Origin of the sequence: Pseudomonas sp. Z18(2022) (assembly GCF_036346535.1) — a bacterium.
Lineage (GTDB): Bacteria > Pseudomonadota > Gammaproteobacteria > Pseudomonadales > Pseudomonadaceae > Aquipseudomonas > Aquipseudomonas yamanorum_A.
In genome coordinates, this window is the sequence record NZ_JAOTOA010000008.1 from 215,456 (window position 1) to 233,000 (window position 17,545).

Annotated in this window: 12 protein-coding genes and 1 pseudogene; all 13 read right to left on the reverse strand. The window is 63.3% G+C overall.

Features of this window, described 5'->3' with window-relative positions:
• Positions 1-110: 110 nt before the first annotated feature.
• Positions 111-770 (reverse strand): glycosyltransferase, encoded by a 660-nt coding sequence (locus V3W39_RS18540; RefSeq protein WP_177076473.1) that lies wholly within the window; start codon positions 768-770, stop codon positions 111-113.
• Positions 767-1,366 (reverse strand): SAM-dependent methyltransferase, encoded by a 600-nt coding sequence (locus V3W39_RS18545; RefSeq protein ID WP_177041740.1) that lies wholly within the window; start codon positions 1,364-1,366, stop codon positions 767-769. The genes V3W39_RS18540 and V3W39_RS18545 overlap by 4 nt, the downstream gene beginning before the upstream one ends.
• Positions 1,363-2,121: a PIG-L deacetylase family protein gene (locus V3W39_RS18550; RefSeq protein ID WP_177076471.1), complete on the reverse strand. Its 759-nt coding sequence runs from the start codon at positions 2,119-2,121 to the stop codon at positions 1,363-1,365. The genes V3W39_RS18545 and V3W39_RS18550 overlap by 4 nt, the downstream gene beginning before the upstream one ends.
• Positions 2,118-3,116: an acyl-CoA dehydrogenase family protein gene (locus V3W39_RS18555; RefSeq protein WP_177041744.1), complete on the reverse strand. Its 999-nt coding sequence runs from the start codon at positions 3,114-3,116 to the stop codon at positions 2,118-2,120. Before V3W39_RS18555 ends, V3W39_RS18550 begins: the two co-directional genes overlap by 4 nt.
• Before the next feature lies 1 nt (position 3,117).
• Positions 3,118-5,277, reverse strand: a complete 2,160-nt coding sequence (gene glgX, locus V3W39_RS18560) for a glycogen debranching protein GlgX (RefSeq protein ID WP_177041745.1) — start codon at positions 5,275-5,277, stop codon at positions 3,118-3,120.
• 192 nt (positions 5,278-5,469) lie between these two features.
• Entirely contained in the window at positions 5,470-5,718 is a 249-nt protein-coding gene (locus tag V3W39_RS18565) for a DUF2934 domain-containing protein (protein WP_330213092.1), read from the reverse strand.
• A gap of 24 nt (positions 5,719-5,742) precedes the next feature.
• Complete coding sequence (locus tag V3W39_RS18570; RefSeq protein ID WP_330213093.1) at positions 5,743-8,499, reverse strand: malto-oligosyltrehalose synthase; 2,757 nt, start codon at positions 8,497-8,499, stop codon at positions 5,743-5,745.
• Positions 8,496-10,580 (reverse strand): 4-alpha-glucanotransferase, encoded by a 2,085-nt coding sequence (gene malQ / locus V3W39_RS18575; RefSeq protein WP_330213094.1) that lies wholly within the window; start codon positions 10,578-10,580, stop codon positions 8,496-8,498. Before malQ ends, V3W39_RS18570 begins: the two co-directional genes overlap by 4 nt.
• Positions 10,577-12,328, reverse strand: coding sequence for a malto-oligosyltrehalose trehalohydrolase (treZ, locus tag V3W39_RS18580; protein ID WP_330213095.1), 1,752 nt, complete (start codon positions 12,326-12,328; stop codon positions 10,577-10,579). Before treZ ends, malQ begins: the two co-directional genes overlap by 4 nt.
• Before the next feature lie 17 nt (positions 12,329-12,345).
• Complete coding sequence (glgA, locus tag V3W39_RS18585) at positions 12,346-13,905, reverse strand: glycogen synthase GlgA (RefSeq protein WP_177041756.1); 1,560 nt, start codon at positions 13,903-13,905, stop codon at positions 12,346-12,348.
• A gap of 485 nt (positions 13,906-14,390) precedes the next feature.
• Positions 14,391-15,341: a D-2-hydroxyacid dehydrogenase family protein gene (locus V3W39_RS18590; protein ID WP_177041758.1), complete on the reverse strand. Its 951-nt coding sequence runs from the start codon at positions 15,339-15,341 to the stop codon at positions 14,391-14,393.
• Between the two features lie 26 nt (positions 15,342-15,367).
• Positions 15,368-16,381 carry an alpha/beta fold hydrolase gene (locus V3W39_RS18595; protein ID WP_177121545.1) on the reverse strand — a complete coding sequence of 338 codons (1,014 nt, stop codon included), beginning with the start codon at positions 16,379-16,381 and terminating at the stop codon, positions 15,368-15,370.
• Positions 16,382-16,535: 154 nt separating this feature from the next.
• Positions 16,536-17,545: pseudogene (locus tag V3W39_RS18600) on the reverse strand (hypothetical protein); the annotation flags it as partial.

The window sequence follows — 17,545 nt, forward strand, 5'->3', positions numbered from 1 at the left end:
TGCAGCTCATGCTCGCGGCGCGACGGCGTTCCAACCCTGGATTGCCGCGCAAGGAGTACTGATCATAGTTATGAATCGTCGCTTTTACACAGTCGGATGTCGCTATTTTTTCAAGAGGCCTGCATCAGGCTCTTCAGGTAATCGCCAAAGCCGCCCTGTGCCCGGCAATCCAGGCGGGCGCTGGTGATCACCTGGGGCGAATGGCTCCAGGCGATGGACGCACCGCAGCGTTCCAGCTGGCGCACCAGTTCCACATCTTCGTGGCACGGCAGGGGATCAAAACCGCCGGACCGCACGTAGGCACTGGCACTCACGCCCAGATTGGCGCCGTGGATATGCCGATGCCCGTCCCGGGCCGCATAGGCCTGGTGATAGCGGATCTGCGCCGCCGGGTCGAAGCCTTCGCTCCAGGCATCGACTGTCACCGTGCCGCACACCGCATCTGCGCCCAACGCCAACTGCGCCACCAGCCAGTCCGGGGCGACGCGGCTGTCGGCGTCGGTGCAGGAAATCCAGCGCGCGCCGTTGTTGAGCAAGTGCCGCGCACCCACGCCGCGCACGTGCCCCACGTTACGCGCCTGCACTTCCAGGCTCTGCACCCGGTATTGGCGGGTGATCTCGGCGCTGCGATCGCTGCAGCTGTCGAGCACCGCCAGAATCTGCACCTCTTCACCCAGCAACCCCGGATGGCTGGCCGCGATCATCGCGGCTTTCAGGCAGTCGGGCAGCAGTGTTTCTTCGTTATGCACGGGTATCAGGATGCCGATCATCGCAGTCCCTCCAAGGTTGCAACGGTGGTGCCGTCGTGGCTCCACAAGTCCAGTAGAAAATCGCTTTCGTGATGCTGCACCAGGTGCGACATGCCCAGGCGTTGGTCGAGGCGCGCGTGCACCTGGTCGGCCGTTTGCGGGCAGCCTTCGATGGGCGGTCGCCAATGGCAGGCGAGGAGTTGTCCGTCAGGCGTCAGTGACGCGAGCGCGCGATCAATCAGCCCATCGAAATCCTTCGGGTCGAGGTAGTAGCACAGCTCGCTGAGCACAATCAGTTCAAAGGTCTCAGTGGGCCATTGCTCCGGCAGGCGGCTCTGCTGCACCTGGGCATGGCTGAAACCCCGCAGCCGCGCCTGTGCCAGGCTGACGGCGGCCTGCGCCGTGTCACAGCACAGCAGGCGGTCACAGCGCGGGGCCAGCTCGAAGCTCAGTTCGCCGTTGGCGCAGCCGGGCTCGAAGATCGAGGCGTAGCGTGGTCGGGTCAGCAGCGCCAGGGTCAGCGCGCGCTTGCGCCGTTCGTACCAGCGTTGGCGGAAGGCCCAGGGGTCGTCGTTGCCGGCAAACAGCTCATCGAAGTAGGGTGTGGCGACGCTCATACAAACACCACTTCAAAGGGTTGCAGCAGGCGTTCCAGAACATATGGGGCGAGCACCGGCGGCAGGCCGATCTGCGGGTCGCCTTCCAGCTGGCTGGCGAACGCATGGATCGCATGGCGCTTGCGGGCCACGGCTTCAGGCGTGAGGAGGATTTTGCGCGCGCGGTGCCAGGGCACCTGGCTGTCTTCGGGGGTTGCCCAATGCCAGGTCCACACCGGCAGCTCCAGCAAGGTCGCGCCCACGGCCTGGGCCGCCCTGGCACTGGCGCGGCCTACGGCTTCGTGGTCGCAATGGCCGTCTTCGCGCCAGGTGGTGAAGACCACATCGCCGGGCTTGAGGTAGCGTTCAATAAATTGGCTGAGGTCTTCTTCGCCCGCTGCGACCTGGCTGTCGCTGAAGCCCGCTCGCAGCCATTTCAGGCTGTGCAACGGCAACCCCAGGCGATGCAGGGCCTGGGCCGACTCTTGCGGCCGGACCACGCTCAGGCGCTCCACCGGCCAGCGACGGGAGCCCGGATGGCTGGCGCTGCCGTCGGTGACGGAGATCAGCAGCATCGGCCGGTCCAGCGCCGCCAAGCCTTGGAGCAGGCCGCCGCAGCCCAGCACTTCATCGTCCGGGTGAGGGGCGATGATCACGGCGCGGCTGCCATCGGGCACCAGGTCGGCGATATCGACGCAGCCCAGCTCGGCCAGGCGCGAGGAGCTTTGCCACAAGTGCAACGGTGTGCCCTGGCCAACGATAGGGTTGGTTTTCATAATTCCCATCTCCCTGGGCGCTCATTGGCGACCTGTTGACCGAGGGCGGCCAGGTCGCGCTCGGCGTGGCTTTGCCGCAGGTACACCGGCAAGTCGGCCATCAACCGGGCAAAGTGCGGGTCTTTGCAATACGGGCCGGCACCCAGCGCGCGCCCGACGTGGTGGATCACCTGGTCGACTGTTTCTTCGATACAGGCCCGTGCCTGCTGCGCCAGTAATTGGGCATTGGCCTTGGGGTGCCGGTCGATGTGGGTGGCGCTTTCCCGCAGTACGCAGGCCGCGCTATGCAAGGCACTGTCCACACTGCCCAGGTGAGCGAGGGCGTGAGGCTCCGCACGCTTGGCGCACTGTTCGCGCAAGGCCTCAGACAGGCGCTGTGCCGCGCCATACCAGCACGCGGCGATACCGATGCCGCCTTGCCAGAAGCCTGGGCGAGCCAGGTAATCCCCAGGCTCGCCAATGGCCAGGCCGCTGGCCTCGCTGAACAGCACTTCAACACTGCCGGTGGCCGCCATGCCCACGGCCTGCCAGCCTTCATCGGTGACGGTTACCCCGGGCTGATGCATTTCCACCGCAACCAACTGTTGGCGGTCTTCTTCATCCCACGCCGTGAGCAAGCCGTGGCTCACCACCGCAGCCCCCGAGCACCAGGCCTTGCGGCCCTGCAGCCACACGCGATGGCCGTCGCGACGGATTTTCACCCTGGCGGTGGGCGGCTCGGCTGCCCACATGCCCCAGGTGCTGCCAACCGGTGGCAAGGGGCTGCCGAGCTCGGCAATGATCGCCAGGGCGTCGGTGTGGCCTTCATACAGCTTGCACAAGCGCAGGTCATGGCCGGCCACTTGTGCCAGCCGGCTGAAGCGTTCCAGGGTTTGCCCGCTGCCCGGCAAGGGCAACTGATCCAGGCCTTCCTCCACCAGTGCTCTCAGTGCCGCACCGAGGGCCTGGGTGTCCGGGTATTCCCGGTAGCCGCGAAGAAATCCATGCAGGGCCATCTCACACCTCATCCTCATGCTGCAGTTCGAACAGCAACAGCGAACGCCCGGTGACTGCATATTCGTGGTCGAAATCGAAGCGTTCCTGGCCGCGCACCGACGGTTGGTTGGTGTCGAGCATGCAGGTCCAGAAGCCACCATCCGGCACCGGTGGCAGGCGGAAATTGACCATGTCGTGGTGGGCGTTGACCACCAGCAGCAGGGTGGCATCGGCCCCCGGGCGGCGAATCCCGGTTTCCTGGGCGCGGCCATCCATCAACATGCCCAGGCAGCGACCGTGGCTGTCTTGCCACTGCTCGATGGTCATTTCATCACCGCTCGGCGCCAGCCACGTCACGTCCTTGACGCCGATATCCTCGTTGTAGTCGCCCACCAGGAAGCGTCCGCGACGCAGGATCGGGTACGCCAGGCGCAGCTTGATCAGGCGCTTGACGAACTTGAGCAGGGCCTTGCCGTCTTCATCCAGGTCCCAGTTGATCCAGCCAATCTCGCTGTCCTGGCAATAGGCGTTGTTGTTGCCGTGCTGGGTACGGGCGAACTCGTCACCGGCCACCAGCATCGGCGTGCCCTGGGCCAGCAGCAGGGTGGCGAAGAAATTGCGCATCTGGCGCAGGCGCAGTGCGTTGATTTCCGGGTCGTCGGTGGGGCCTTCGACACCGTGGTTCCACGACAGGTTGTTGTTGCTGCCGTCCTGGTTGTTCTCGTCGTTGGCTTCGTTGTGCTTGTCGTTGTAGGACACCAGGTCGTGCAGGGTGAACCCGTCGTGCGCGGTGATGAAGTTCACCGAGCTGTACGGGCGACGCCCGCGCTGGTTGAACATCTCGCCCGAGGCGGTCATGCGCCCGGCGAAGTCCGCCAATTGGCCGTCGTCGCCTTTCCAGAACGAGCGCACGGTGTCGCGGAAGCGGTCGTTCCATTCCACCCAGCCCGGCGGGAAGCCGCCGACCTGATAGCCGCCGGGGCCGCAGTCCCAGGGCTCGGCGATCATTTTCACCTGGCGCAGCACCGGGTCCTGGCGGCAGGCCACGAGGAAACTGTGGCGCTCGTCGAAACCGTCGCGGTAGCGGCCGAGAATGGTCGCCAGGTCGAAGCGGAAACCGTCGACGTGCATCTCGGTGGCCCAGTAGCGCAGCGAGTCAGTGACCATTTGCAGCACGCACGGGTGGCTTAGGTCGAGGGTGTTGCCGGTGCCGGAATCGTTGATGTAGAAACGCTTGTCATCGGGCATCAGGCGGTAGTACGAGGCGTTGTCGATGCCGCGCATGGACAGGGTCGGACCTTGCTCGTTGCCTTCGGCCGTGTGGTTGTAGACCACGTCCAGGATCACTTCCAGCTTGGCTTCATGCAGGTGCGCGACCATCTCCTTGAACTCGGCGATCTTGCCGCTGGCCAGGTAGCGCGGGTCCGGGGCGAAGAAGGCAATGCTGTTGTAGCCCCAATAGTTGGTCATGCCTTTTTGCAGCAGGTGCTGGTCGTTGACGAAGGCGTGTACCGGCAGCAGTTCCACCGAGGAGACGCCCAACTGGCGAATGTGCTTGAGTACATCGTCGACCATCAGCCCGGCGCAGGTGCCGCGCACTTCTTCAGGCACTGAAGGGTGGCGCATGGTGATGCCGCGCAGGTGGGTTTCGTAGATGATCGTGCGATCCCAGGGCGTGCGCACTGGCTGGTCGTTGCCCCAGGTGTGGGCCGGGTCGATGACTTTGCATTTAGGTACAAAGGGCGCGCTGTCGCGCTCGTCGAAACTCAGGTCGGCGTCGGGGTGGCCGATGGTGTAGCCAAACAGTGCTTCGGACCATTTGAGTTCGCCCACCAACTGTTTGGCGTAGGGGTCGATCAGCAATTTGTTGTGGTTGAAGCGATGACCGTTGGCTGGGTCATAAGGACCGTACACGCGATAGCCGTAGATCAGCCCTGGATGGGCGTCGGGCAGGTAGCCGTGGAAGGTCTCGTCGGTGTATTCCGGCAGCTCGATGCGTTCGAGTTCGACTTCGCCGCTGTCGTCGAAAATGCACAGCTCGACTTTGGTGGCGTTGGCCGAGAACAACGCAAAGTTGACGCCCAGGCCATCCCAGGTCGCGCCGAGGGGGAAGGGCAAACCTTCACGAATCCGCGACGGCTCGTTTTCCGGCGTCGAGTTGGGCTTGTTGGGTTTGCTCATTGAGGTGCTCCTGCAAAGGGTTTTTCCGGGCCGAACGGGGCCGTGCCGGCGTGAAGCCAGATGAAAATCTTGAATTGGATGCGGTTTCCCCTGTGGTTGCTGGCTTGCCTGCGATGGCGGAGTATCTGGCGACATCGATGCTGAATGTGCCGCCGCCATCGCGGGCAAGCCCGCTCCCACAAGGGGCCTTTGTCAGCTGGCGGGCTTGCGCGGCGCCTTGGGTTTTTTGTCGGCAACAGGCTTGGCCGGCGCTGCTGCGGCCTTGGGTTTCGGCGCGGCTTTGGGCTTGGCGACAGCCTTTGGCTTGGAAGGCGTCAGTGCTTCGGCTTCCGCCAGTTTGCGCGCCATCTCCCAGTGTCGCGCGTCCTCGCCGTGGGGTTTGCCTTCAGACTCCCAGATCTGATGCGCTAATTCGCGTATGCGTTTGTCTTCAGTACTCATCACAATGCTCCTCGCAGAAAATTTTCAGCTTTCTTGACCATCAGGATTGATAAAGACATTGACCGGGAAATCCCCCAGGGCAGCGCTGATCATGAGCTCCTTGTCTGGTGTGACTGCGCCTGTTCGGAAAAGTCCCTTCCAATTTCGGGTTGGAGCGGCGAACGGTAATCGGACCCGGGTATCGCCCCAAATCTGCGCGTTGATCAGGGGGTACACACCGTTTTCAAGCAGGCGGTGCGGCCAGCGTGGCACCACCACCAGCAGCTGTTTGCCTTGGTATTCGCGGTAGAAGGCGACCACCCGTTCAGCGTGTTCGCCGACCACTTCCAGCGGCTCGTAGCTGCCCTGGCGAAACAGTTGCGCATGCGCCTTGCGCAACGTCAGGACCTGGCTGATCACCGCCTGTTTTATACGCCCGTCATGCCAGTTGAACAGCAACTCGCCGATGTCCGGCGGTGTGTGCAGCCCCTGTTGCCGTGCGTGAAAATCCACCGGCCGGCGGTTATCCGGGTCTACCAGGGTGAAGTCCCAAAACTCATCGCCCTGATACAGATCCGGCACCCCCGGCACCGTGAGACGAAGCAAGGTTTGCGCCAGCCCGTTGAGCGCACCCGCCGGGGCGATGGCCTGAGCGGCTTCGCCGATGGCGTCGCGCAGGGCCTTGCCGGAGTCCTCCAGCAGCAACCGTGACAGGAACGCTTCGACACCTTGCTCATACAGCTCGTTGGGTGCGCTCCAACTGCTGTTCAACTTGGCTTCACGCAAGGCTTTCTGCTGCCACTGCCAGAGGCGCCGGTGATAGTCCGCCAGGCCCTCGGCATCGTCGCGGTGCAGGTCCAGGGGCCAACTGCCCAGCAGCACCTGGTAGAGGATCAGTTCGTCACCCGCCGAAGGCGTTTGCCCATCGCTGCGCAAGCGAGCGGCGAGGGTGCGCCATTGCTCGACCTGTTCGGCGTACCACTCGGCGCATTCGCTCAGTACCGCCAGGCGCGCACGGGTGTCTTCGCCGCGCTTGTGGTCATGGGTGGCGGTGGCCAGCAGGTTGTCGGGGAAGGTGCGCAGGCGCTGCTGGTTGACGGCGTGGAAGGCTTCCAGCGGTGCGCTGAATTGTTCCGTACTGAAGCCCACGTCATTGCGCGAGAGCAACACGCCCGAGCGATAGAACGCGGTGTCTTCAACCGCCTTGGCTGCTGCCGGCGAGGTCAGTTGCTGGAAGCGCACGCAGGCATGCTTGAGCATCTTGCGTTCGCGGCCCAGCGGGCGGTCGCGCCAGGGTTGGCCACCGAGCCATTTTTCCAGGTAGTCGAGCACCGGCCAGTCGCCTTCGCTCAAGGTGCTGCGAGCACCGGCCAGGGCTTGCAGGAAAAATACGTCATCCAGTTCGCTGCGGCCCCGGGCGCTGATGTAGGTGCGATACACCGGGAAGTGCACGATCAGTTCCTGCAACGCCCGGCGAATCGCGCCCAGCGTCAGGTCGCGGCTCATCACATCGTCCCGGGCCACTTGCAGCAGGGCCTGGGCCACGCTTTCGAAGTCGCCGGCCAGGGAGCCGTTGAGGATTTGCTGGCGGGCCAGCCAGGCTTCTTCGATAAACGAAAACGGGCGTTCGGTGTGACGGGTCCAAAGCTCGGCCAGGGGTTCGAAGCCTTTAGGGTCATGTTGCAGCAACGACAGCTGGTTCATGAATTCGTAGCCGGTGGTGCCGTCTACGCGCCAGTCTTCGCGCAGGGTTTCGCCTTCGCCGAGGATCTTCTCGACGAAGATCGGCAAGTGCCGCCCGCCCGCCAGGGAATCGACGCGGCGACGCAGTTTGCGGCAGTAACCGCGCGGGTCGGCAAGGCCGTCGATGTGGTCGATGCGCAGGCCGTCGATCAGGCCTTCGCCGATCAGTTGGAAGATCTTGCCGTGGGTGGCTTCGAACACCGCGCTGCGCTCGACCCGCAGGCCGCCCAGCTCGTTGACGTCGAAGAAGCGTCGCCAGTTGATATCGTCCGCCGCCGTGCGCCAGCTGGCCAGGCGGTAGCTTTGTTGTTCCAGCAGGTTGTGCAGGCGGGCAAAGCCTTCGGGCTGGCGGGCGTCGTAGAGGCCGAGGTTATCTTCGATGGCCTTGAGTGTTCCGGGATCCCGGGCGGCCTCGCTCAGTTCCTGTTTCAGCGCGGCGGCCAGCGGATAGGCGTCCGGCTGGTAGGCCAGGCCGCTGAACCGATCGGCCAGGGCCTTGATGGGCACCAGTTCGCCGTACTCCCGTGGGCAGATCGGAAAGCGATGTTCGTAATGCTCGACGTAGAACGCGCCTTGCTGCGGATCAAAACACAGGGGCAGGGCGCCGGACTGCAGGGCTTCGCCGTAGTCGCTGCCGAGGAATGGCATCAGCAACTGGCCCTTGAGCAATGGGTCTGGCGAGTGCCATTGAATGTCAAAGAACTCGCTGTAGGGACTCAGGCGGCCCCACTCCAGCAGGTCCAGCCACCAGGGGTTATCGGCACCGCCGACGGCCATGTGGTTGGACACGATGTCGAGGATCAGGCCCATCTCATGTTCACGCAGGGCCGCTACCAATCGGCGCAGTGCGGGTTCGCCACCGAGTTCGGGATTGACGGTGGTGGGATCGACCACGTCATAGCCGTGCATCGAGCCGGCGCGCGCGCTCAGCAGCGGCGAGGCGTAGAGGTGGCTGATGCCCAGTTCGGCGAAGTACGGCACCAGCGGCACGGCGTCGTCGAGGGTGAAGCCTTTATGAAATTGCAGGCGTTGGGTAGCCCGCAGGGTCAATGGCTTCATCGGTCACGCTCGTGGGCCTGGATGCGCGCCACGGCCAGCAGCTCAAGGCGGCGGGCGGCATTTTCATCGTCGAGCAGAGTGGCTGCATCGCCCGGCAGGCGGCGGCGCCAGTTCGGGTGGGTGTCGGTGGTGCCGGGCAGATTGGATTGTTCCTCAACGCCCAGGGCATCTTCCAGTGGCAGCAATACCAACGGCGCGCGGGTGTGGCCCAGGTAGCGCACGCTGGCATCGATGACGTGGTCGGTTTCGTTGCGTATTTCATCGGTGAAGTTCTGCGGGTCCTGGCTCAAGGCCTGGCGCAGTGCCTGGCGTTCCCGCAGGCGGTGTTCGCTCCATTGCTCCACGGTTGGGGCATCGATCAGGCCCAACTGGATATTCCAGTCGATATCGCGGCTGTGCCACCAGCCGTTGAGGGTCGGCAGGTCATGGGTGCTGGTGGTGGCCAGCGCGTTGTCCGGCCAATCCAGGATCGGTTTGAACTGGCCGCTGTGGTCTTGCTCGAACAGCAGCACACGCATGCCGAGGATCGAGCGGGCGATGAGCTTTTCCCGCAGGCCGTCGGGCACGGTGCCGAGGTCTTCGCCGAGGACGATCGCCTGGTGGCGGCTCGATTCCAGGGCCAATAGCCGCAGCAGGTCATCCACCGGGTAATACAGGTAAGCCCCGTCCCGTGGCGAGGCGTCCATCGGGATCACCCACAGGCGTTGCAGGCCCATCACGTGGTCGATGCGCAAGCCGCCGGCATGGGCGAAGTTGGCTCGCAGCATTTCGATGAAGGCGCGAAAGCCGTTGCGCTTGAGGCCTTCGGGAGAAAATGCGGAGATGCCCCAGCCCTGGCCGGAGCGGTTGAGAATGTCGGGCGGCGCACCCACGGTGAGGTCCGCCAGCAGTTCGTCCTGGCGGCTCCAGGCCTGGCTGCCGCCGCCGTCGGCGCCGACGGCCAGGTCGGCGATCAGGCCCACGCCCATGCCACTGCCCCGGGCGGCTTGTTGCGCGCGTTCCAGGCAGCGGGCGATCAGCCATTGATTGAAGGCGTAGAAGCCGATTTCATCCCGATTGTCTTCGGCGAACTGCGCCAGTGCCGGGCTTTGCGGGCTGTGCCAGTCCTCGGGCCAGTGGCGCCAGTCGAGGCTCTCGCCGTCGGCTGCACGCTGGGCCTGAATGGCTTCGAAGCGGCAGTGGTTTTCCAGGGCTTCGCCGCCGGCCTGGCGGAAGCTCAGGAAGTCGGCGTGCTGCGGGTGGTCGCCCCGGCGGAAGTCTTCATACAGGGTACGCAGCAGGCGCTGCTTGGCTTTGGCGGCGGCCGGCCAGTCGATCAGGCTTTGCTGCTCGAGGTCTTGCAGCTCATCGGCCAGGCCGCTGGCTTCGATGGCGATTTGCACCGCACGCTCGCCGAGGATGCAGCCGGGGGAGGCGTACAAACTGTTGAGGAACAGGCGGCTGGACGGGGAATACGGGCTGAAGCGCTCGGTGTCGGCGCTGAACATCGCGTGCATCGGGCTGATGGCCAGGGCATCGGCGCCGCGCTCGGCGGCGGCCCGGGCCAGTTGCTCCAGGGCCTGGGTGTCGCCAAAGCCGCCGTCGCCGCTGCGGCGCAGGGAATACAGTTGCGCACTCAGGCCCCAGGCACGGGCGGTTTGGGTGTCGACCGCTTCCGCGACGGTGTAGCAGTGGGTCGGGGCGACGGCCAGGGTGAAATGCTGGTCGGCGATATGCACCTGGTGGTAGCCCACTGCAATCGTTGCGGGCAACACGGCGTCATCGTCCAGGCTCAGGTTCAGCACGCTTTCGTCTTCGAGGTGAATCTGGCACGGCGTGCCCGGGGCGAAGTAGCGCGCCAGGTCCAGGCCGGCGCCGCTGTCGACGGTCATCAGCGGCGGCAGGTGCTTGTCTTGTTGCACGCGCTCCAGGTCCAGCAGGCTGGCTTCGATCTCGGCATCGTTGTCGGCCGGGTGGCCCAGGCCTTTCAGTACGGCGCGCAGGGCGTCGGCTTTCACATGTTGCGGGCGGCCGTTTGCGTCGATCCAATCGACGGCCAGGCCCGCTCGGCTGGCGAGTATTTCCAATTGCGCGTCGCTCAAGGGTGCTCTCCAACAGGGGAATGGGTAAGGCTGACGCGGGCGCTGAAGGGAGCCAGTTGTCGGGCTCCACTTTCCTGCGTCACAAATAGGAGGTGCGAGGCTGCCGGGTAGTTCAGAGATTCGGCGCTCAGGTTGAGGTCGATCTGCAACAGGCTGCCATTGCCCAGGCGCCAGCGTGCGGTGACGGCGTGGTCGGCCAGCACTTGGGCGCCCAAGGCCACGCTGCCTGGCAGGTGCGGCACGATGTGCTGGTGGCGCAGGCTCAGCAGGTGGCGGTAGAGCTGCGAGTCGCCGCAGTCGGCAAGGGCGGGTGCCGAGCGGCGGAAGGTTTGCAGGGAGTTGGGGTCGGGAATCCGCTCGCGGCGCTCGGGGTCGCTGAAGGCGGCAAAGTCGGCAAACTCGTTGCGCCGGCCTTCACGCACTGCCTCGGCCAGTTCGCCGTGGTGGTCGGTGAAGAACAGGAACGGTTCTTCGGCGCTGACTTCATCGCCCATGAACATCAAGGGGATCATCGGCGACATCAGCAGCAAGGTCGTCGCGGCGCTCAGGGCCTGGGGCGAACACAGCTGATGCAGACGCTCGCCCAAGGCACGGTTGCCGATCTGGTCGTGGTTCTGCAGGAACAGCACAAAGGCACTGGGCGGCAGGTGGCCGCTGGGCTCGCCGCGCGTGTGGCCGTGGCGGGTGGTGTGGCCCTGGTAGATAAAACCTTCGCTCAGGCAGCGGGCGAGCTTGCCGGTGGGGTCCTGGGCGAAGTCGGTGTAGTAGGCGTCGGTTTCGCCGGTAAGCAGCACGTGCAGGGCGTTGTGCCCGTCGTCATTCCACTGGGCGTCGAAACCGGCCTCCAGCAGGCTGGCCTGGTTGAATTCGTTTTCCAGCATCAGCCACACATGGCGCCCGGCATCGACTTGCTGGCGGACCTTTTGCGCCAGTTCCTCAAGAAACTCGGGGTCGTTGATGGCGTGCACGGCGTCCAGGCGCAAGCCGTCGAAGCGGTATTCCAGCAGCCACATCAGTGCGTTGTCGATGAAGAAGTCCCGGACCTCCCTGCGATCAAAGTCGATGCCGGCGCCCCAGGGCGTGTGCACGTCTTCGCGGAAGAAGCCTTTGGCGTAGGTGCCGAGGTAATTGCCGTCGGGGCCGAAGTGGTTGTAGACCACATCCAGGATCACCGCGAGGCCATGATGATGGGCGCTGTCGATCAGCTGTTTCAGCTGTTCGGGCGAACCGTAGGAAGATTGGGGGGCGTAGGGCAGGACACCGTCGTAGCCCCAGTTGCGTTCGCCGGGGAACTGCGCGATGGGCATCAGCTCAATGGCGGTGACGCCCAGCTCCGCGAGGCGCGGCAGTTGTTTCTCGACTTCGGCGTAGCCCCCCAGCACGCCCACGTGCAACTCGTAGATCACGGCTTCGTGCCAGGGCCGGCCTTGCCAGTGGCTGTGGCGCCACTGATAGGCCAGCGGGTCGACCACTACGCTGAAACCGTGAACGTCCGTGGCCTGGGCCCGGGAAGCCGGGTCGGGAACGTCCTGTTCGCCGTCGATGTTGTAGCGGTAGCGCGTGCCCGGTGGGCATTGCAGCTGCACCACAAACCAGCCATCGGCCTGGGGCAGCATTGCCACCGATTTACCTTCTTCAAATTCAACGCTGACATAAAACGCGTCTGGCGCCCACAAGGCGAAACGGGTGTGTTCCGCATCCAGCATGATCGCGCCGTGGGGCCAGGTTTCCAGAGTCCTTGACGGCATCTATGAAGACCTCTTTTTTACTGTTTCCCCGATCTTCCCAGCGCTTTCGCCACCAGTTTTTCATAAAGTTCGGCGTAGGGTTCCACTGCCTGGCTCCAGTTGAACGGAGCGGCCATGGCTCGGCAACGCATCGCATTGAGCAAGCCTGGGAAGGCGAACACCTTGAACGCGCGGCTCAGGGCCGCTTCATAGCTTTCGACAGTGGATTCGTTGAACAGGAAGCCGGTGACGCCATCCTCAATGGTGTCGGCCAGGCCACCGGTGTTGCGCGCCACCGGCAACGAGCCGAAGCGCTGGGCGTACATCTGGCTCAGGCCGCAGGGTTCATAACGGGACGGCATCAGCAGGAAGTCGCTACCGGCAAACATACGGCGGGCGTCGGTCTCGTTGAAGCCGATGCGCACGCCGATCTGGCCGGGAAAGCGCAGGGCCAGGGCGCGCATGGCTTGTTCTTCTTCAGGCTCGCCGCGACCGATGATCGCGATCTGGCCGCCGTTTTCGACGATGAAGCTTGCGACCGCTTCGGTCAGGTCCAGGCCTTTCTGGTAGACCAGGCGCGACACCACGGCGAACAGCGGGCCGGTGGAGTCATGCAGGCCGAACAGGTTGCGCACATGGGCGGCGTTCAGCGCCTTGCCTTCCCAGTCACCGATATTGAAGGGGTGAGTCAGGTGCGAGTCGGTGGACGCTTCCCAGCTTTCATCGATGCCGTTGGGAATGCCGCTGAGCAGGCCTTGCTGGGTCTTGCTGGCGAGGAAACCGTCCAGGCCACAGCCGAATTCGGGGGTGGTGATTTCCTGGGCGTAGGTCGCGCTGACCGTGGTGATATGGCTGGAGTACGCCATGCCGGCCTTCAGGAATGACAGCTTGCCGTAGAACTCCATGCCTTCCTGTTGCAAGGCGTGTTCGGGAATCCCCAGTTCCGGGCACGAGGCCAGGCTGACCACACCCTGGTAGGCCAGGTTATGAATGGTGAACAGCGTCGGGGTGCGTGACCCACGCCAGTGCATGTAGGCGGGTGCCAGGCCGGCGGGCCAGTCATGGGCGTGCACCAGGTCCGGACACCAGTGGATCTGCGCCAGGTTGGCGGCAATATCGGCGGCGGCCAGGCCCAGGCGGGCGAAGCGGATATGGTTGTCGGGCCAGTCACGGCCGTTGTTGGCGCCGTAGGGCGTGCCTTCACGCTCATACAGTTCGGGGCAGATCAGCACGTAGATGACCAGGCCATCCTTGAGGTCCATGCGCCCGATCTTGCACGGTGGCAATGCGGCGTGGCCGCCCAGCTCACCGATGATATGAATGGGGTTGTCGCTGTCCAGCACCTGCGGGTAGCCGGGGATCAGCACGCGCACATCGTGCAGGTGCGCCATGGCGCGGGGCAGGGCAGCGGACACGTCGCCCAGGCCGCCGGTTTTCACCAGGTCAGCCAGTTCGGAGGTGACAAACAGCACTTTCTTGCGATTGGGATTCTGACTCTGTACCGGCCGCAGCGCGTTCGGCAGGTCGGCCAGTGAGGTCGGCCCGCCAACCGGCTGACTAAAACGCTCTCCCTGAGTATCTACAGCGGCACTGATCATAGTTCTCTCCCATGTGTTGGTCGGCTGATGGCATATGGCAATCAGCGAAGGTTGACCGCATCCTGCGGCCAGGCGCACAAGCGCTACACAGACTGGCAAGCCTTATGCCAGTTGTGCTGGAGTCTTAAATAGAGTGGATGGACGGGCATTCGGCGTGAACCGTCAGCGCTCGCCTTACCTTAAACCTGACCTACGGCAGAGTTCGAAAGTTTCGATTTTTTGCGGGGTTTTTGTTTTGGAACGGACCCATCGGTCATGAGTCTAGGACAGATCCCAGAGCCCGTGGGGTCTGTGGGGGGATTTTGTAGGACAAATTTTTTTCATCCGCACCGTAGCGTCCCTAGCGCCGGTACCGCTTCCGTAGTAGCAGCTGTCGAGCGCCAGCGAGGCTGCGTCGGGCGCACTGCCGATTCTGAACCGGGTCGCGCCCTACGCAGCCTCGCTGGCGCTCGACAGCTGCTACGGGAGGTGGGAGGTGTGCACCGCTATAGTGCGCGGACAGGCACGCCTTTGGCCCACGCCTGAATGTCTTCGATCATCTGCTCGTAGAACTGGCGGTAATTCTGCTCGCTGACATAACCGACGTGTGGCGTGGCCAATACATTCGGCAACTGGCGGAACGGGTGCCCGGCAGGCAACGGCTCCTGGGCGTAGACATCCAGTGCCGCGCCTGCCAGCCGGCCATTGGCCAGTGCGTCAATCAAGGCCGCCTCATCGACAATCGGCCCGCGCGCCGTATTCACCAGGTGCGCCGCAGGCTTCATCCATCCCAGCGCCTCGGCGTCCACCAGCCCGCGGCTGCGGTCGCTGAGCACCAGGTGAATCGACAACACATCCGCCTGTTCAAACAGTTCACGCTTGCTGACCCAGGTCACGCCGGTCTCGGCGGCGCGTTCCGGGGTGAGGTTTTCGCTCCAGGCAATCACGCGCATGCCGAATGCCTGGCCATACTTGGCGATCTTCTGGCCAATGCTGCCCAGGCCGAGAATCCCCAGGGTCTTGCCGTACAGATCACCGCCCAGGCCCACTTGCCAGCCGTCGGCGCGCAGGGAATTGGCTTCGGCCAGCAGGTTGCGGGTGGAGGCCATGATCAGTGCCCAGGTCAGTTCCGGGGCGGCGTGTTTGTAGCTGTCGGTGCCGCACACCTGGATGCCCAGGGCCTTGGCGGCGGGAATGTCGATGGCGGCGTTGCGCATGCCGCCGGTCACCAGCAGCTTGAGCTTGGGCAAGCCTTGCAGCAGGGCCTGGTCAAACGTGGTGCGCTCGCGCATCACGCAGATCACTTCGAAACCCTGCAAGCGCTCGATCAGCGTGGCGGTATCTGCGGGGTACTCGTGGAGGAAATGCACCTGGCCGACCGACGCCAGGACTGACCAGTCCACCACGCCACTGGCCACATTCTGCCAATCATCAATCACTGCGATCTGTACCGACATTCACGCGTGCCTCGAAAAAGGTTGGATTAGAGGGCATTCAGCCCTTGCAACAGCGCCTTGTGAAACTGTGCCGGTTCTTCCATTTGCGGCGCATGGCCCAGGCCCGGGAATTCCACCAGGGTGGCGTGGGGGATCAACTTGGCCACCTGCTTGCCCAATACCGCGTAGTTGCCGATCTTCGCCTTGACCGCCGGTGGGGCGATGTCTTTGCCAATGGCGGTGTTGTCGGCTGTGCCGATCAGCAGCAGGGTGGGCATCTGCAGGTCCTTGAACTCGTAGTACACCGGCTGGGTGAAGATCATGTCGTAAATCAGCGCCGAGTTCCATGCCACCACGGTGTGGCCGGGGCCCTTGTTCATACCGGCGAGCATCTGCACCCAGCGCTCGTATTCTGGCTTCCAGTGGCCGGCGTAGTAGGTGTCGCGTTCGTAGTTGCGGATGCCGTCGGCGGTGAGCTTCAGCTCGCGCTCGTACCATTGGTCAACGCTGCGATAGGGCACGCCAATGGCTTTCCAGTCTTCCAGGCCGATAGGGTTTACCAGTGCAAGTTGTTCGGTTTGTTCCGGATATAGCAGGGCGTAGCGCGTGGCGAGCATGCCGCCGGTGGAATGGCCAAGAAGCGTGGCCTTTTGAATGCCGAGTTTTTCCAGCAACTGGTGAGTGTTGATCGCCAGTTGCTGGAAGCTGTACTGGTAATTGTCCGGTTTGCTGGAGGTGCAGAAACCGATCTGGTCGGGAGCGATCACCCGGTAGCCGGCGTCACTCAAGGCCTTGATCGAGGCATCCCAGGTGGCGCCGCAGAAGTTCTTGCCGTGCATCAGCACGATGCTGCGCCCATTCGCCTTGCCCTTGGCCGGCACGTCCATGTAGCCCATTTGCAGGGATTTGCCCTGGGACTGGAAGGTGAAGTGTTCCACCGGATAAGGGTATTGGAAGCCTTGCAGTTCTGGGCCGTAGGTTGGGCCTTCAGTGGCGGCGAAGGCGGGCAGGACGCTGCCGAGCAGCAGGCTGGCGACACACAATGAGCGGATTTTTGACATTGGTATTGGCTCCGGGAACAGTGCCCGGATGCTGTGGCGGGGGGATTAAGCGAGGATTAAGGTAGCGAGTGGGCTTCTGGGAACGCAGAAAAACGGGGCAAATCTGTTTAAGTAGATTTGTCCCGTTTATCCGTCCGTTATGTTTTTCGGTTACCTAAGCTGGCCATTTCCAGTTGAGTTGTCTTGAACTGGTGGAGACTAGATTTGCATCGCCGTCAGCAATCCGGACCCGCACAAATCCTTTGTTTAATGGGTAACCTTGATACAGGCCCGTACTCCATGTTCCATCGGCTGCAACTCTCGTAGGAAAATAGAGTGTTTCGACAGGAGGTGTGTCTGTCGTAACACCCAGTATGTGTCCGGGAGTGCCTGTGCCGGAAACATTGATTGTCCGTCCGTTCCAGGTGCCGCCGTCGGGTATGGTTTCTCCAGTACCACTGCCAAAGTCGTAGCCACCTCCGACTCTGGTGATTTGTGGAGCAATTACCGCCAGGACGGTCAGTACCCAGGGATCAGACGTCAGGCCACCACCGACGGTAACGGCCGTAAAGCTCTGAGTGCCTACGGTCAGGTCGGTCACCGGCAGTGTCCAGACTCCAGAGTTATTGGCTGTTGCAAAGCCTTTAGATGTAGCGCCGTAGAACACCTCGACCTCCTGCAGCGGTTCCGCGCGCCCGGTGAGTGTTGCTCTGGGTTCGTAGCTTGAGCCCCCGTTCGGGACTGAGCTGCTTACTACGGTAGCCAGCCTTGTGATTTCGGGCCGTACACCGGCCTTAATCACGTATGTTGCCATTTCGAACTGCTGCGCCGTTGCCTTATTGTTCGTCCCATCCAGCGACACATAAGCTGTGATTTCCAGGGTGCTGGTGTCCCTCAGCGTCATCAGGTAGCTGGCTGGGATCGGCTCCAGTATAAGTTTGGCATTGAACTCGGCAGCGGTTACCGTGCGCCCATTGCGTAGCGCCAAGTCTTCGGTCCCGTGCAAGTCAATCCAGAGTGGTTGTCCTGGTTGCATAAAGGGCCAGCCGTCAATCTGTACGTTATTGATCTTGCCGGCATCAATCACACCACCCGTTGCTTCAGCTACGGTTACCAGGTCCCATTCCTGTGCCGCCAACGCTTCTACATCCAGCTGCAGTGCTTTGGACGGTGTGCCCGCCCCCG

Excerpts from the sequence above, each read along its gene's own strand:
- V3W39_RS18540 (WP_177076473.1), bottom strand. The coding sequence starts at position 770 with ATGATCGGCATCCTGATACCCGTGCATAACGAAGAAACACTGCTGCCC.
- V3W39_RS18545 (WP_177041740.1), bottom strand. The coding sequence starts at position 1,366 with ATGAGCGTCGCCACACCCTACTTCGATGAGCTGTTTGCCGGCAACGAC.
- V3W39_RS18550 (WP_177076471.1), bottom strand. The coding sequence starts at position 2,121 with ATGAAAACCAACCCTATCGTTGGCCAGGGCACACCGTTGCACTTGTGG.
- V3W39_RS18555 (WP_177041744.1), bottom strand. The coding sequence starts at position 3,116 with ATGGCCCTGCATGGATTTCTTCGCGGCTACCGGGAATACCCGGACACC.
- glgX (WP_177041745.1), bottom strand. The coding sequence starts at position 5,277 with ATGAGCAAACCCAACAAGCCCAACTCGACGCCGGAAAACGAGCCGTCG.
- V3W39_RS18565 (WP_330213092.1), bottom strand. The coding sequence starts at position 5,718 with ATGAGTACTGAAGACAAACGCATACGCGAATTAGCGCATCAGATCTGG.
- V3W39_RS18570 (WP_330213093.1), bottom strand. The coding sequence starts at position 8,499 with ATGAAGCCATTGACCCTGCGGGCTACCCAACGCCTGCAATTTCATAAA.
- treZ (WP_330213095.1), bottom strand. The coding sequence starts at position 12,328 with ATGCCGTCAAGGACTCTGGAAACCTGGCCCCACGGCGCGATCATGCTG.
- glgA (WP_177041756.1), bottom strand. The coding sequence starts at position 13,905 with ATGATCAGTGCCGCTGTAGATACTCAGGGAGAGCGTTTTAGTCAGCCG.
- V3W39_RS18590 (WP_177041758.1), bottom strand. The coding sequence starts at position 15,341 with ATGTCGGTACAGATCGCAGTGATTGATGATTGGCAGAATGTGGCCAGT.
- V3W39_RS18595 (WP_177121545.1), bottom strand. The coding sequence starts at position 16,381 with ATGTCAAAAATCCGCTCATTGTGTGTCGCCAGCCTGCTGCTCGGCAGC.